Source organism: Moraxella sp. K127 (genome assembly GCF_015223095.1).
GTDB lineage: Bacteria > Pseudomonadota > Gammaproteobacteria > Pseudomonadales > Moraxellaceae > Moraxella.
Map to the genome: position 1 here is coordinate 22212 of NZ_JADFBZ010000025.1, position 16650 is coordinate 38861.

At 45.1% G+C, this 16650-nt stretch carries 14 protein-coding genes and 1 tRNA gene; 12 read left to right on the forward strand and 3 right to left on the reverse strand.

Translation table 11 applies throughout. The features are described 5' to 3' along the window. The first annotated feature begins 75 nt into the window (after positions 1–75). Together IM753_RS06985 and IM753_RS06990 are read left to right on the forward strand one after the other, a co-directional pair. A complete protein-coding gene (locus IM753_RS06985; RefSeq protein ID WP_062499971.1) occupies positions 76–723 on the forward strand; it encodes a UPF0149 family protein in 648 nt (215 codons plus the stop codon). A gap of 937 nt (positions 724–1660) precedes the next feature. Then, positions 1661–2755: a zinc-dependent alcohol dehydrogenase family protein gene (locus tag IM753_RS06990; protein ID WP_065256232.1), complete on the forward strand. Its 1095-nt coding sequence runs from the start codon at positions 1661–1663 to the stop codon at positions 2753–2755. A 10-nt stretch (positions 2756–2765) separates the two neighbouring features. Here the strand turns inward: IM753_RS06990 and IM753_RS06995 are convergent, their stop codons facing one another. The 3 genes from IM753_RS06995 to miaB all read right to left on the reverse strand — a co-directional run bounded on the left by IM753_RS06995 (position 2766) and on the right by miaB (position 6066). Continuing rightward, positions 2766–2945, reverse strand: a complete 180-nt coding sequence (locus tag IM753_RS06995) for a hypothetical protein (protein WP_065256231.1) — start codon at positions 2943–2945, stop codon at positions 2766–2768. 133 nt (positions 2946–3078) lie between these two features. After that, positions 3079–4512: an AAA family ATPase gene (locus tag IM753_RS07000; protein WP_194108988.1), complete on the reverse strand. Its 1434-nt coding sequence runs from the start codon at positions 4510–4512 to the stop codon at positions 3079–3081. Positions 4513–4563: 51 nt separating this feature from the next. Next, entirely contained in the window at positions 4564–6066 is a 1503-nt protein-coding gene (gene miaB, locus IM753_RS07005) for a tRNA (N6-isopentenyl adenosine(37)-C2)-methylthiotransferase MiaB (protein ID WP_194108989.1), read from the reverse strand. Positions 6067–6479: 413 nt separating this feature from the next. Here miaB and pstS point away from each other — a divergent pair, with 413 nt between their 5' ends. The 10 genes from pstS (at position 6480) to IM753_RS07055 (ending at position 16284) form a co-directional block, all read left to right on the forward strand. Further along, on the forward strand, positions 6480–7664 hold the full coding sequence (gene pstS / locus IM753_RS07010) for a phosphate ABC transporter substrate-binding protein PstS (RefSeq protein WP_065256228.1): 1185 nt from the start codon (positions 6480–6482) through the stop codon (positions 7662–7664). Positions 7665–8017: 353 nt separating this feature from the next. Next, positions 8018–8206: a hypothetical protein gene (locus IM753_RS07015; protein ID WP_065256227.1), complete on the forward strand. Its 189-nt coding sequence runs from the start codon at positions 8018–8020 to the stop codon at positions 8204–8206. A 29-nt stretch (positions 8207–8235) separates the two neighbouring features. Continuing rightward, positions 8236–9207, forward strand: coding sequence for a phosphate ABC transporter permease subunit PstC (pstC, locus tag IM753_RS07020; protein WP_065256226.1), 972 nt, complete (start codon positions 8236–8238; stop codon positions 9205–9207). 120 nt (positions 9208–9327) lie between these two features. Then, complete coding sequence (pstA, locus tag IM753_RS07025) at positions 9328–10245, forward strand: phosphate ABC transporter permease PstA (protein ID WP_065256225.1); 918 nt, start codon at positions 9328–9330, stop codon at positions 10243–10245. A 186-nt stretch (positions 10246–10431) separates the two neighbouring features. Next, positions 10432–11307, forward strand: coding sequence for a phosphate ABC transporter ATP-binding protein PstB (gene pstB / locus IM753_RS07030; protein WP_197035901.1), 876 nt, complete (start codon positions 10432–10434; stop codon positions 11305–11307). A gap of 250 nt (positions 11308–11557) precedes the next feature. Next, complete coding sequence (gene phoU, locus IM753_RS07035) at positions 11558–12229, forward strand: phosphate signaling complex protein PhoU (protein ID WP_062500552.1); 672 nt, start codon at positions 11558–11560, stop codon at positions 12227–12229. Positions 12230–12338: 109 nt separating this feature from the next. Then, positions 12339–13019: a phosphate regulon transcriptional regulator PhoB gene (phoB, locus tag IM753_RS07040; protein WP_065254922.1), complete on the forward strand. Its 681-nt coding sequence runs from the start codon at positions 12339–12341 to the stop codon at positions 13017–13019. A 146-nt stretch (positions 13020–13165) separates the two neighbouring features. After that, positions 13166–14419, forward strand: coding sequence for an ATP-binding protein (locus tag IM753_RS07045; RefSeq protein WP_227713093.1), 1254 nt, complete (start codon positions 13166–13168; stop codon positions 14417–14419). A 179-nt stretch (positions 14420–14598) separates the two neighbouring features. Beyond that, positions 14599–16086 (forward strand): Ppx/GppA phosphatase family protein, encoded by a 1488-nt coding sequence (locus tag IM753_RS07050; RefSeq protein ID WP_065254924.1) that lies wholly within the window; start codon positions 14599–14601, stop codon positions 16084–16086. A 122-nt stretch (positions 16087–16208) separates the two neighbouring features. Further along, positions 16209–16284, forward strand: a tRNA-Gly gene (locus tag IM753_RS07055). Positions 16285–16650: the final 366 nt, after the last annotated feature.

Sequence of the window (16650 nt, forward strand, 5' to 3'; positions counted from 1 at the left end):
AACACCCTTGACTTTTGCCAAAATGACGGCATTTATAGGGCAGTTTAACCAACAGTAACCAACAGCGAGAGCCTTATGAGTGATGATTTATCAGGATTTAATGACTGGACAGAAGCGTTTAGCACATGGACAGATGTCTCTATCAGTGAATTACATGGTCTCATGAGTGCCTTGATGACCGCCTGTCATCCCACGGACGTGGCAGGATGGTCGGCGATATTAACCGAGCTTAGCTTTGCCCTGCCTGATGAGCGGGCGTTGGAGTTGTTGGCGGAGTATGGTGAAGACGTAAGTTTTGCCTTAAAAGACAAAGATGACGCCTATGGCTATGAGCCACTGGTGCCTGATGATGAGCATGAGTTGTCCGAGCGGTTTTTGGCATTAAAAGACTGGGCAGGGGGCTTTATCACGGGGCTTGGCGTGGCAGAAGTCGCTTTGACGGCAGATGAACGTGAGCAGGTGGCTGACCTTGCCAAAATCGCCAGTATCCGCCCTGACGAAGAAGATGAGTTTGATGGCGACGAAGAAGAGTATCTGTACTTATTTGAATTTGCCCGCATGGTGCCAGTGAGCCTATCTAATCGCAAACGCAAAAACGTGGCGGATTTGTCCATCATCAAAGGCTTATCCCCCGACCGTCTCACCGCCAGCGAAATCCAAAAAGAACACGAAGCCCAAAAGGAGCTACCGCCTGTGTTTAATGCGATGGATAAAAAGCAGTAGGTGGGGCTATCCAAAATCGGTTTTTGTGGATTTGACAAATTTGACAATTTTAAAAAGGACGTGGCGAACATGTCCTTTTTAAAATTGTCATTTTCATAAATTTTATAAAGTTTTGAATGGGCTTGCAGGATAAATTGCAATTTGCCCTTGATAAATGAATTGCTTATATATGCCCAGCCAACTTAATATTTACCACGGGTTTGTAGGGGTGTGCTGAGCACACCCTTTGATGACGTTACTACACAAGGCATGCACAGCACGCCCCTACACCTAAACATCATTATGTTTGTAGTAATTTTAAAGTTTCTTAGGTTTAAATGATAAAAAATGATTTTAAGGGGAATTTTGTTTTTTTAAAATTGTCATTTTTATAAAAAATTATCCCAATTTAAAATAAATTTTCATATTTTTAAAAACACCCTTTATCATTCATTTTTTAAAATAAAATAATATAACATAACATAACATAACAAAAAATACAAATACGATGGCATAAAAAATTACCCAAATGATTTATTAGGAAAATCTTTAAATTGTCATAAAAATTTCATTGGAAATTCCCCAAAAATTTTGCTACATTAGAGTTAGGGCATGTTAAACATTGATAACATTTTATTGGAATTGATAAAGTTTGATGATTTAATCAATTTTTGCATGAAAAATGGCTAAATCTTGTTTTTCATCGTCAAAATCCTTGTTGATATTTCAATATCAACTGCGGACTTTTCCTTGAAAAACGTGCGATTTCTCTCATTTTTCATGGCAAATATCAACATTTAACATGCCCTAAGGAATTTATCAGACAAATAAATTTCTAGGTTTGCCAATGATTATTTTGTCAAATGAAAATGATGATTGGTAAGAATATTTTCTTTATCAATGATGACCGATGATTTTTATTGGTTATTTTGATAAATATCAGTAAATGGAGACAATCATGACCAAGCCTGCCACGATGAAAGCGATGACCTATTATGGAGCCGATGACATTCGTTTTGAAGAGCGACCCACGCCAGCAATTATTGACCCCACCGATGCGGTGATTCGCATGACCAAGACCACGATTTGTGGGACGGATTTGGGGATTTGGAAAGGCAAAAACCCTGAGATTGAAGCGACTGCTCGTGCCAAGACTGGCGAGTGGACAGGGCGCATCCTAGGACATGAAGGCGTGGGTGTTGTGGAAGAAGTTGGTTCAGCCGTCAAAAACTTCAAAAAAGGCGATAAAGTCATCATCTCGTGCGTGTCTCGCTGTGGTTCGTGCGAAAACTGCCAAAAACAGCTCTATGCCCATTGCCGTGCTGACGGTGGTTGGATTATGGGATATATGATTGACGGTACGCAAGCAGAGTATGTGCGTACGCCATTTGCCGACAACTCCTTGTATCATCTGCCCGACAACCTAAACACAGACGTGGCGGTGTTCTTGTCAGACGCTCTGCCGACAGGGCATGAGATTGGCGTGCAGTATGGCGATGTCAAACCAGGGGATTCTATCGTCATCGTGGGGGCAGGGCCTGTGGGCATGGGCGTGCTACTAACAGCACAACTGTACTCGCCTGCGACCATCATCATGGTGGACATGGACGATAACCGTTTGCAGATGGCAAAAGAGATGGGAGCGACCCACACGGTCAATTCATCATCGGGCGTGGCGGATGCCGTAGAAGCCATTCGTGCCATCACGGACGGACGTGGCGTGGACTGTGCCATCGAAGCGGTGGGCATTCCTGATACATGGGACATTTGCCAAAAGACTGTCAAAGAAGGCGGTAATATCGCCAACGTGGGCGTACATGGCACGTCGGTGAACTTTGAGCTTGAAAAACTGTGGATTAAAAACCTAAAAATCACCACAGGGCTGGTCAATGCTAACACCACAGGCATGTTGTTAAAGACCTGTGAATGCAGTAAATTGCCGATGGACAAACTTGCCACGCACCATTTTAAATTTGATGAGATGGAAAAAGCCTATGACGTGTTCAAACATGCGTCAGAGAATAAGGCGATGAAAGTGATTATTGAATATTGATATCGTATTTTTAGGGCGTGTTGAACATTGATAACATTTTTATAAAATAAGATGAAAATTTAACGCTTTTATCAATTTTTGCATGAAAAATGGCTAAATCTTGTTTTTCATCGTCAAAAACTTGCTTGATAGAATAACTATCAATCTGCGTTTTTTCCTTGAAAAACGTGCGATTTTTCTCATTTTTCATTGCAAATACCAAAGTTCAACACGCCCTAGTCAAAATACAAAGCACAAAACCCAAAGCGTGGCTTTGGGTTTTTTATTGGGTGTCGTCATGACAATGAGTGTTTGATGTATCACGCTTTGAAAACATTTAACCATCAAAACGGCATGTCATCATACAGGTCAAATGGTGATGGCTTGGGCGGTGGTGGAGTAACGGTCACTTCTAGCTCTACCTTGGGATGGTCGGTGCGGTCAAAGCCTGTGGGCGTGATGTGATAATGCGAGTGGGGATGGTCGGGGGCTTCGTGTAGGATGTCGCTGATTTGGGGCAGACGGTAAAAGGCTTGATAGAGTCCACGCACGCCAAACTTCTCAATGGCATCATGGTGCTTGTCCGCCATGTCGGACAGTACGGCATCACTGATACTGGCGGTACAGCTTATCATGGCAAGTTTGTTTTTAAAGGCGACAAAGGGCGATGTTGGGCTGTTTTTTAGGATGTCAATCATCTGCTCTTGGCTGATGTCATCTAGGGTGATGATGGTGCCGATACGCCCTGCTAGCTCATCAGGCAAGCCAAAGTCGGTGAGCCTAAGCTGGTGGTCGGGCGTGCCTTGTTGGGTTTTGGCATTCATAAAGCCGATGGGGGCTCTCTCATTACGCTGATGGATGTTAAAACTACCGCCTGGGACAAAGAGCATGCGACTGCTGTCAATACCGCCATTGTCGCTGTCTTTGACGGGAAAGGGGGTCGTGCCTTCGATGATGGTCAAAATCTCAGTCACCAAAGACAGATGATACGCCCCTAACATCAGACCATCATTGATGAATAATTTATCAAACTCATCAAAAAAGATGACCGAATGCTCTGCTTTGGCGATGTTCTTGTTGCTCGCTTGTAGCAGGCTTGCCCCGATGTCTGCCAACGTCATGCCTTTGTAGCCTGCGTTACTGATACTTGGGGCATTGACCGCCAAAAAATTGACATCAAACATTTTACACAGCTGTTTGATGATGTGGGTTTTGCCACTGCCTGTCTTACCCGTCAAAAAGATGGGGGCGGTGCTGGTGTGGCTGTCGGGGCTGTTGAGACTGTGTTTGGTTTTATCCTTGCTGTCTGTGGCTTTGTCTGTATTTTGGCTCTCTGTTTTATTGTTTGTTTTGCCGTCGGTGGTTTTGTTGTCCGTATTTTTATTTTCTATGTCATCTAGTGTTTTAAAAAAGTCATCATCAAGACCAAGGGCTTTACCAAATTCATCAAGGAATTTTTGTCGGTCGCTTTGAGATTGATAAGTTTTTTGTGTTTGTCTGTCTTTTTGACTGGTTAGGTGATAGAAAAAGACGGTGGATAGCTCACGCAGGGCATTCGGCTGATGTAGGACATAGCGACTTGCCTGCTCAAAGATTTGTTTGGGCGTGGGAATGGTGCCATGCTCGCCGTGGCTGTCGTCCTGCGTGATGGGTAGAACATCATCACGCAAGTTTTTGCTGAGCATGGCAAGGTCTAGGTATGCAGGTTTGCCCTGCTCGTCTGTCTGCACGGGCAGATGTAGCACCTTGATGGAGACGGTCGGACTATTGTTTGACAAAATAACTCCTTAATCAGCCAAAACAAACCAAGATGAGCCAAGCCAAGAGACTTAGCCCAGTACTTCAACCAGCTCGCCTTCTACCAAATGCATGCTAATCGCCTTATCAATGCGGACATTGACAAATTTACCGAGCAGTTCATCACTGCCACGAAAAATCACCGAACGGGTGTTGTCGGCTGTGCCATGCAGATAGCCATCTCGGCGGTTGGCACGCTCTTCGACCAGTACTCGCACGGTCTGACCGATCATCGCTCGGGTCTTGGCAAAGGTAGAATCCTTGATGACTTCCTGAAAAGTCGCCAATCGCTCTTTTTTGGTCTCAAAGCTGACATTATCGGGCAAATCGGATGCAGGCGTGCCAGGGCGTTTTGAGTAGATAAAGCTGTATGAATGGTCAAAATCTAACTCTTTGGCAAGATTTAGTGTATCGGCAAAGTCTTCATCGGTCTCATTAGGAAAGCCGATGATAAAGTCGCTAGATAAGTGCAAATCAGGGCGAATGGCTTTTAACTTATTGATTTGATTGATATAAATGTCAATGGTGTGATTGCGTTTCATCGCTTGCAAAATGGCATTAGAGCCAGATTGGACAGGCAGGTGCAAATGCGAGACGAGTTTGGGAATGTGGCGATAAGCGTCAATGATGTCATCGGTGAACTCTAAGGGGTGGCTTGTGGTGTAGCGAATGCGTTCAATGCCGTCAATGTGGGCGACATAGTGCAACAGCTCGCTAAATCGGCAAATCGTGCCGTCATCTTTTTCGCCCCGATAACCATTGACGTTTTGTCCCAAAAGGTTAATCTCACGCACGCCTTGTTCGGCTAGGCTATCAATCTCAGCAAGCACGTCATCAAGCGGACGAGACAGCTCTTCGCCACGAGTATAAGGCACGACACAAAACGAGCAGTATTTTGAACAGCCTTCCATGATAGAGACGAATGCCTTATAGCCTTCGACCTTTGGCTCGGGCAAAAAGTCAAATTTCTCAATGCTAGGAAATGATACATCAACCACGCCAATGCGAGTTTTGCCGTTTTTGCCAGTGTTGGTATGCTCTACGTTCAACGCTTTGGCACGGGCGGTCTTGGCGGTCAGCTCATCATACATCTGGGGCAGGCGGTGCAAGGTCTGCGGGCCAAAAACCATGTCCACATAAGGGGCACGTTTTTGGATATTATCGCCTTCTTGGGATGCCACACAGCCCCCCACGCCGATAACCAAATGGGGGTTTTTGTCTTTGAGTTTACGCCAACGCCCCAGCTCGGAGAATACTTTTTCTTGGGCTTTTTCACGGATAGAGCAGGTATTCATAATCAGCACATCGGCTTCATTGATGTCATTGGTAACGATCATGCCATGACTGTCGCCTAACACATCGCCCATTTTTTGGCTGTCGTATTCGTTCATCTGACAGCCTTGGGTGGCGATAAAGACTTTTTTGGGGGCGGTTGGGTCTTTGGGTAGTTGTTCTAAGTGAGACAAATCCAACTGCGATAGCGTGGGGGCGTGGGGCTTGGTGTCGGTTTTGGGATTAAAAGTAGCAACGGTCATGGTTTTCTCCAAGGGTTTGCCAAATGGGGGGTAAAGGGACTATTATAGCATATGGCAGTGGTATTTTGGAAAAATATGGCTCGCTCATTTGCGGTTTGTTCTTTTTTAAATTGCCCAAATTACCAAATTACCAAATTGTCAAATTGCTAACTTTATCTATTTCATACTCATGCCTGTTTTGCATTCAACCAACTTGATATTTACCACGGGTTTGTGGGGACTGGCTCATCACGCCCCTACATCCACACATCATTGAGCTTGTGGTAGTTTTGAAGTTTATTGGTGCACTCTGTCATAAAACTGTCATCAAACATTCACTAAGCTGTCATACAAATACGGCAAAATACGCACAGCGATTGTAAATTGCCATCTGCAAGCAGTCGCACCAATTTCCCCATTACATCGGAGTTTGTATGTCAGTTCAATTATCTTTTACTCATAAACTGCTTGCCCTAAGCGTGGCAGGCGTATTTGCCCTAACAGGGTGCAACCAAAACACCCCCGCCGAAGGCACGCCCATCGGTGCCGATGGCAAACCTGTCGAATCTGCCCCCACTACCACCGCCACCGCTCCTGCTGACGGACAAACCACCGCCCCAAGCACGGGCGAATTTGCCGAGCTAAAAATCACAGGGGCAGGGGCATCGTTCCCACAGCCCATCTATGCCAAATGGTCGGCTGATTTTAATTCTGCCACAGGTGGACAGGTCAATTACCAATCCATCGGCTCATCAGGCGGTATCAAGCAAATCAAAGAAAAAACCGTGGACTTTGGGGCGTCTGACGCACCGCTTACCGTGGACGAGCTAAACGCTGATGGGCTTATCCAGTTCCCAACCGTGATTGGCGGTGTCGTGCCTGTCATCAATGTTGATGGCGTGAGTGCAGGGCAATTAAAGCTAGATGGCGACACGCTTGCCAAGATTTATTTGGGCAAAATCACCAAATGGAACGACCCTGCCATCACCGCCCTAAACGAAGGCGTAACCTTGCCTGACGCCAACATTACCACCGTGTTCCGCTCGGACGGCTCAGGCACGACCTTCAACTTCACCGACTATCTCACCAAAGTGTCGCCCGACTGGGCAAGTGCAGTTGGCGTGGACAAAGCGGTCAAATGGCCAACGTCCGCCACAGGCATGGGTGGTAAGGGCAATGACGGCGTGGCAAGCTATGTGGGGCGTGTCAAAAACTCCATCGGCTACGTGGAATACGCCTTTGCCAAACAAAACAACATGGCTCACGTCTCCTTAAAAAATGCCCAAGGCGAATTTGTCCAGCCATCGGCAGACAGCTTTGCGGCGGCAGGCGACATTGACTGGTCGGCAGAAGCAGGCTTTAACAAAGTGCTGACCAATTCAGACACCAAAGGGGCATGGCCGATTGCGGCGGCGACCTTTATCATCGTCCACAAAAATCCCCAAAACCCCGAACAAGTCAAGGGCGTGCTTGAATTCTTTAACTGGGCGTATGCCAATGGCGATGATTCTGCCAAAGCCTTGGATTATGTGCCATTTAGCGATACGGCAGTTGGCTTGTTTAAGGCAAGCTGGGCAGAAGTCAAAGGGGCGGACGGTCAGCCGTTGTTTAATAAATAATGTGAATAAAAGTAAGGGCGGATATTTTCGCCCTTATGCCAAATTAAATTGGGTTAATCAAAAATATATAAATCGCAATTTAAAATAATTTGGAACTCGTAATGTTTTAAATGAGCTATAAAATATAGTTGTTTAATTTCAAAATGCACCAATGGGCGTGTGCAACACGCCCCTACAAAGGCATTATTTAAAAAATGTGGAATTGGTGCAAATTGTGGTTAATTCACTATAATTTAATATCACACAGGGCGAATGTGATTGCCCCTATAATTTTATAAAGTGATGTTAATAAAAATAGCCAATTTTCCAAATTATTTTGCATTACTAGGGCGTGTTGAACTTTTGTATTTGCAATGAAAAATGAGAAAAATCGCACGTTTTTCAAGGAAAAAATGCAGGCTGATAGTTATTCTATCAGACAAGTTTTTGACGAGGAAAAACAAGATTTAGCCATTTTTCATGCAAAAACGATTAGTTTATTTCTAAAACATTTCTATATTGTAAATAGTGTTATAAAGGTTCAACACGCCCTATTTAAATAAAGTTTACTTTAAAAATCAAAAGGTCAATCATGACAACACACACCGCCCATGCCGATAGCCTAAAAGGGCAATTAAACAAACAAAAAAAGCTAGACGCCATCTTTGTGCTTGCCACCAAATTTTTTGCCCTGCTTGTATTGTTGTCGTTGGGCGGGATTTTGGCATCGCTTGTTATCGGGGCAATCCCAAGTATGCAAGCCTTTGGCTTGGGCTTTTATACCAGTAGCGAATGGAATCCTGTGTCGGGTGAGTATGGGGCGTTGGCTCCGATTTATGGCACGCTTGTTACGTCATTTATCGCCATTTTGATTGCCGTGCCAGTGAGTTTTGGCATTGCGGTGTTTTTGACCGAGCTATGCCCAAAAATGCTCAAAAAGCCCCTAGGCATCGCCATTGAGCTTTTGGCAGGTGTGCCGTCTATCATCTATGGGATGTGGGGCTTGTTTGTGTTTGCTCCGTGGTTTGGCGATAAGGTTCAGCCGTGGCTCATTGAGCATTTGGGCGGATTGCCTGTGGTTGGTACGCTGTTTAATGGGGCTCCCATGGGCATTGGGCTGTTTACCGCAAGCCTTGTCCTTGCCATCATGATTATCCCCTTTATCGCTGCCACCATGCGAGATGTGTTCGCTGTTGTGCCTGACCTGCTAAAAGAATCCGCCTATGGCGTGGGGGCGACCACATGGGAAGTCATGACCAAAATCGTCCTGCCTTACACCAAAGCAGGCGTGGTTGGCGGTGTGATTTTGGGACTGGGGCGTGCTTTGGGCGAGACGATGGCGGTAACGTTTCTTATCGGCAACACCTTTAACATCACGCCCAGTATGTTCGCATCAGGGGTGTCCATCACGTCCGCCCTTGCCAATGAATTTGCCGAAGCGTCCAGCGAGCTACATTTATCATCGCTTCTGCATTTGGGTCTTATCTTATTTGTCATTACCTTTATTGTGTTGTCAATTTCTAAAATTATGCTCATGAAAATTGATAAAAAGGCAGGGAAATAAGGCGATAGATTAAAGGTAAGTTTTTAATTTTAAATAAATGTATTTTAAATAAAATTGTAAGGGCAATTTATTCGCCCAAATAAATACACCACCAACCCCAAAGGTTAAAAGAAGGTTATCATGACCACACTCACGCAAAGCAAACCAACTGCCCCAACGCCCAAATTCCATGAGCGGATGAATGGCACGTTGTACCAAAAACGCAAATTCAAAAACGCCCTTGGCATTGGTTTTACCATGTCAGCGATGGTGTTTGGGCTGTTTTGGCTTGTTTGGATTTTGATTACGCTGTTTTCTCGTGGGGCGACAGGCTTTATGGAATTGCCCATTTTTACCGCCAACACTCCGCCCCCTGCCACCGTGGGCGGTCTAAAAAACGCGATTGTCGGCTCGGCAATGCTTGCCTTTTCGGGGCTGTTTATTGGCACGCCTGTGGGGCTGATGGCAGGGATTTATTTGGCGGAATTTGCCGATAATGATGGCAAATTTGGGCGGACGCTTGGCGGTGTTACTCGTTTTTTAAATGACATTTTGCTGTCCGCTCCGAGTATCGTCATCGGTCTGTTTGTCTATGCTCTTATGGTGTCAGGCGGTCGGGGGTTTTCGGGTTGGGCAGGGGCGGTTGCTTTGGCTCTTATCGTCATTCCTGTGGTCGTGCGTACCACCGAGAATATGCTCGCCCTTGTGCCAAATGCCCTTAGAGAATCCGCCTACGCCCTAGGCACGCCCAAATATAAGCTCGTGGGACACGTTACCCTAAAATCCGCCAAAGCAGGCGTGATTACAGGCGTACTCCTTGCCTTTGCCCGTATCACAGGCGAGACCGCTCCGCTACTGTTCACCGCTTTAAATAACTTGTATTTTAGCATGGACATGAGTCAGACGATTGCCAATTTGCCAAATACGATTTATCAATTCTCCATGAATCCTGATATTACTTGGAATAAATTGGCGTGGTCGGCGGCACTCTTGATTACCCTTGCTGTTTTGTCATTAAATATCTTGGCAAGATTTATTGGCGGTAAGGAATATAAATAAGTATTTTAAAATTTAGCATTGCTTAATAAAGATACATTTTAAAAATTGGACGTGTAGGGGCGAATCACATTCGCCCAATTATCAAAATTCAATAAAGGGCAAATTGCAATTTGCCCCTACAAATCCACCCAAAGGTAGATTGAATTAACAATACCAAAAGTTTAATTATTCATTAGGAAAAATCCCATGTCAGCGTTATTAGAAAAACCCACCCAAACCCACACTTCATTTACCAATCATCAGGCAGATTTTATGACCCTAAATGCCCCCATTGTGGATAACCATACTCGCCAAACTGATAAAGTCATCGTGCCAAAAATGTCGGTGCGTGAATTGGACTTTTATTATGGCGATTTTAAAGCCCTAAAAGGCATCAACTTGGACATTGCCGACAAAAAAGTAACCGCCTTTATTGGGCCCTCAGGCTGTGGCAAATCTACCTTACTTCGCACGTTTAATAGAATGTATGATTTGTATCAAGGCATGAGAGCGGACGGGCAGATTATCTTAGATGGCGAGAATATTTTGGATAAATCGGTGGACGTAAACTTACTCCGTGCCAGAGTAGGCATGGTGTTTCAAAAGCCCACGCCTTTTCCGATGTCCATTTATGACAATGTCGCCTTTGGGGTAAAACTGTATGAAAAACTCTCAAAGTCGGAGATGGACGACAGGGTGGAGTGGGCATTAAAAAAGTCCGCCCTATGGAATGAAGTCAAGGATAAGCTAAAAGCGTCAGGGCTGTCCTTATCAGGCGGACAACAGCAACGCCTATGTATCGCCCGTGCCGTGGCAACCCGTCCCGAAGTCTTGCTACTTGATGAGCCAACGTCCGCCCTTGACCCGATTAGCACAGGGGCGATTGAAGATTTGATTGATGATTTAAAAGAAGATTATACCATTGCCATTGTTACGCATAATATGCAACAAGCGGCACGGTGTTCTGATTATACCGTTTATATGTATTTGGGCGATATGATTGAAATGGGCGAGACCAAAGAGATATTTACCAACCCCAAACAAAAAGCAACCGAAGATTATATTACAGGGCGGTATGGTTGATTTGTTTTTAGTTAAATGCTGATTATAAAAAGTTAACTTTAAAAATCATTTTTGTTAAATGATTTTTTTAAAAAAGACAATAGACTTTCTGCAAAACCCCGAATTAAAGAAAACCGTTCGTGGTGAGCCTGTCGAACCATAACGGTTTTCTTTAACACCCTTCGACAAGCTCAGGGCGAACGGAAAACTGGTTTTTTAGGAAGTTTAATTGACAATTTTAATAATTTTTAATTAAAATTTGGAAAAAATAATGGAAAAACACACTTCAAAATCCTACGACCACGAATTAACCGTTGCCAAAGAATTGCTCCTAACGATGGGCAATTTGGCAATCAGTAATGTCGGTAAAGCCATCAAAGCCCTATCCGATGGCGACAAAGAGCTGGCACGGGCGGTCATTGAGTCAGACAAGACAATCAATGACTATGAAAGACAGCTTGATGACAAAGTGGTCAAACTTGTCGCCATGCGTCAGCCCACGGCGGTGGATTTGCGGTATATCATGAGCATGAGTAAGGCGGTGATTGACCTTGAACGGATTGGCGATGAAGCAGTAAAAATCGCTCGCATTGCCCTATATGACACGCCCATTCATGCCAATGTCCACACCCTTGCCGACAATGTGCGTATGATGACGCTGGACGCTTTGGAAGCCTTTAATAATCACGACAGTCGTTTTGCCTTTGATGTCATGCAGATGGACGAGCTTGTTGATAGCGAGTATGGCGAACTGTTGGTGGCATTACAGGACAAAGATGAGATAAAGTCGTCCGAGATTATGCACACGCTGTGGGTATTGCGAGCGTTGGAGCGGGTGGGCGACCATGCCCGTAACGTGGCGGAGCTTGTCATCTATACCAGTAGCGGTACGGACATTCGCCATAGCGAGATGAGTGTGGTGCGTGATGTTGTGGGGGAGTAGGGTGGTTGCAAATAGTTACCCACTTTTGTGATGTTTTGTGTTATTGTTATAGTATTGTTATTTTTTGGCAATGCCCTATATGGGCTGTTGTGTGAATTAAGGATAACCCATGCCTACCATTTTAATCGTTGAAGACGAACCTGCCATTAACGAGCTGATTGCCACGACGTTACAGATGGCGGATTTTGAGACGGTGTCGGCGTATGATGTCAAGACGGCTCATCGTCAGATTGTGGACGCTCGCCCTGATTTGATGATATTGGATTGGATGTTGCCCCAAGGCACATCGGGGGTGGATTTTTGTCGCTTGCTCAAAAAAGACAGCAGTACCGATGACATTCCTATCATCATGCTGACCGCCAAAGGCGAAGAAGACAATAAAGTACTGGGGCTGGACGCTGGGGCGGATGATTATATGACCAAGCCATTTAGCACCAAGGAGCTGGTTAGCCGTGTCAAGGCGGTGTTACGCCGTAGCATGCCAACTGATAAAGTGCTGAGCGTGGGCGAGCTGTGCCTTGATGACAAAAGTCAGCGTGTCTCGGTCGCTGAGTCGCCTGTGGCGGTCAGTAGCACCGAGTATAAGCTGTTAAAATTTTTCATGACCCACCCTGAGCGAGTGTACAGTCGCAGTCAGATATTAGACCATGTGTGGGGTGGTAATGTGTACATTGATGAGCGTACCATTGATGTGCATATTCGCCGTTTGCGTAAAGTGCTTGCCCCGCATGGCGTGGACGGGCTGATTCAGACGGTGCGTGGGACGGGTTATCGGTTCTCTAATCAATGATTGATGATTCATTGGTTTGTTTTTGGGTGGGTTGTAGGGACAAATTGCAATTTGCCTTATGTCAAACTTGCATTGAGTAAAATTGTCCCAAAAACCTTATAAATAGTTTAAAATCAAAATGATATAACAAAAGCAAGGCAAGTTTCATGTTGGACGATAAAGGGTTTGATAAGAAAGGGCTTGATAAGACAGACACGACGGCAGATGTTGTCGGTCAGTCATCGGCTGTCAATACAAAGGTTGTCAATGCAAAGTTAGACACAGCCCCTGATTTATCCGATGATTTTTATCAGATATTAGAATCATCTGATGACATGCTGATGATATTAGACGAGCATGAACGGATAGTGTGGCATAACTCATCGGCACTGTTTATCTTGACCGCTTATGTGGATAAGCCGATTATCGGTGCTAAGATCTCATCGCTGATTTTAAATCATGAATTTTTGGAAAAATTCCCTGACATTTTTCACGCCATTTATCAATCTGCCAAATCGGCTAATCCAACCAACCAACCCAACCCAACCAACACCACCAAACCTGCCGAGCCTACTGCCAAATCCGCCAAGCAAGCCTTTGAGTTTTTTGGGCAGATTTACCGTGGCGAGATTTATAAGGTCACACTCGCTAGGATTAATAACGCCCATAACCACGTGCTTTTGACCGTCGCCAATTACACCTACATTCATCATCTAGAACAAATGCGAACCGACTTCGTGGGCAATGTATCGCACGAAATGCGAACGCCTTTGACGGTGCTGATGGGCTATATTGAGACATTCTCAAACGCCCCGAGCCTAGAACCCAAATGGCAACGGGGCTTTGCCTTGATGAGCGAGCAAGCACGGCGGATGAACAACTTAGTCAATGACCTGCTCATGTTGTCACGACTAGAACATGATGACAGCGAGCAACAAGTGGCGGTGGACATGCCCCGATTGCTCATGCAGGTCTTTGATGACGCCCGTGCGACCAACAAAGAGTTCGGGCATTTGCTAGACATACACCTAGACACCGAGCGTCATGTGCTGGGCATTGAGAAATATTTATACAGTGCCATTTTAAATCTTGTCATCAACGCCATGAAATACACGCCCACGGACAGCACCGAGACAGGCAGGCAGGGCGAGATTAGCATTTTGTGGGAAGAGACGTCAGATGGCGGACTGCTAAGCATTGCTGATAATGGCATTGGCATTGAAGAGACGCATTTGGCACGCCTGACCGAGCGGTTTTATCGGGTTGATAGTGGGCGTTCTCGTGCCACGGGTGGGACGGGGCTTGGGCTTGCCATTGTCAAGCATGTCCTGCACAAACATGGGGCAAGTCTGCACATCGATTCGGTGTTGGGTCAAGGTTCTACCTTTAAAATCCTATTTCCCAAAGAGCGATTGGTTTGATGATTTTAAAATTGGGCGTGACCATGATTTAGGGTTTTTTAAAAATATGTTAAAAGTGTATTAAAAATGGGTGTGCAGATATTGATAACACCAAATTTTAAAAGCTTTTTTTGATTTTAAAATTAATCTGACAATTTTATCACTTTTTATCCACTTAGCCACACAGCCAAAGGACAGTTATGTCAAGTATCATCGATGATGAACTCTTATGTGCCATTGATTTGGGGTCAAACAGCTTTCACATGGCAATCGCCTATGTCAAAGATGGCGAGCTAAAAAAAATTGCGTCCATGTCCGAAAAAGTCCAACTGGGGGCAGGGCTAGATGAGCAAGGTCATTTAAGTGCCGACGCCCAAGAGCGTGGACTTGCTTGCTTGTCTCGCTTTATGGGTCGCTTGGATAATGTGGCAGGCGAGCGTTTGCGTGTGGTTGCGACCAACACCCTAAGGCAAGCGATCAACAGCGATGAGTTTATCGCCAAGGCAAATCAGATTTTGCCTTGCCCCATTGAAGTCATCTCAGGGCGTGAAGAAGCTCGCCTTATCTATCTGGGCGTGGCGAACACAAACCCTAGTGATGAACTTCGGTTTGTCATTGACATCGGTGGTGGTTCAACTGAGCTTATCATCGGGCAGGGTGGTCATTCGCTCCTGACCGAGTCGGCACAGATGGGGGCGGTGAGCTTTACGCAGAAGTTTTTTAAAGATGGCGTGATAAATGATGAAGCCTTTGGGCATGCCATGCGTTCTGCCAAAAAAGAGATGGCTCAGCACATTAGACGCTATCAGAAAATGGGCTTTGAGCGAGTGATTGGCTCATCAGGGACGATTAAGGCGGTGCTGGGGGCATTGACGGGGCTTGGGCTTATCAAGCATGGACTGATTACCAAAGGGGCGGTATTGGCTCTAAAACAGCATTTGATGGATGTTGGGCATATTGAGCATATTGACTTACAAGGGGTCAAGGCTCATCGTAAGGCGATTTTCCCTGCTGGCGTGGCGATACTGCTGGCGGTGATGGAAGCCTTTGGGGTCAAGGCGATGAGCTACTCTGATGGGGCTCTTCGTGAAGGGGTCATGTATGACATGCTCTCACGTTTTGACAGCAATGACGCCCGTGATGGCGGGGTGATGAAGCTCATTGATAAGTTCAATGTGGACAAAAAACAAGCCAAGCGAGTCGCTAAGACCGCCCGTTTGCTCTTTGATGTCGCCCAAGAGCCACTGGGGTTAAACCAAAACGACCATGACCTGCTCAGACGCTCGGCACTGTTGCATGAGATTGGCATGAGTATCGGGCATAGTAGCTATCATCGCCACAGTGCGTATATCTTGGAGTTTGGCGAGATAGCAGGGTTTTCGCAGATGGAGCAGACCAGACTGGCAGGCATGGTGCGTTATCACCGCCGAAAAATCACCGCAAACGACCATAAGGCATTGATGGGCATCAGCACCGACAGAATGACCAAGCTGGCACTACTACTGCGTTTGGCGGTGGCGATTAACCACACTCGCACCGACATCCAAAAGTCTGACATCAAATTCACCCTGCACAGTCCGACGCACTGGGTGCTGGACATGCAAAAAGAGAAGCTGTTCACGGGGCTGGTTGATGAGATTGATAACTTTCTGTCGTGGGGCGTGACTTTGGATGTGCTAAGTCGTTGATTTATTTTTAAAAATTTAAAACGGCTAAAATTTTTTGAATTTTTTTTTAAAATTTTTAAAAAAGTGCTTGACGTCTGCCAAAAATCCTATATAATACGCACCCATACAGCGAATGCTGATAAGCGGGAATAGCTCAGTTGGTAGAGCACAACCTTGCCAAGGTTGGGGTCGCGAGTTCGAATCTCGTTTCCCGCTCCAAATTTTAAAAAGTCCAAATCGAAAGGTTTGGGCTTTTTTGTTGGTTAAATTTGTATTGAAAATCTGTAAAACTACTTGATAAATGATGAAATTATCAACAAAACCAATGTATTTATTTTACATCCTTATAAATTATTTTTATCAATTTGTCTAAAAATTCATCATATTTGGGATAAAACCCACAAATTTTCCTGTAAAATTGGCATAATTTTACATTGACGGTGGTTTAAATTATAAAGAGTTGTGTTATAATTAGCAAGATATGGCAAATTCGTTTGAATGTTGTCATAAATTTGTCTGTGAAATTAAGACAATCCGAGCGAAAATTTCCATACCTAAATTCATAGGTTAATAAGAGGACATACC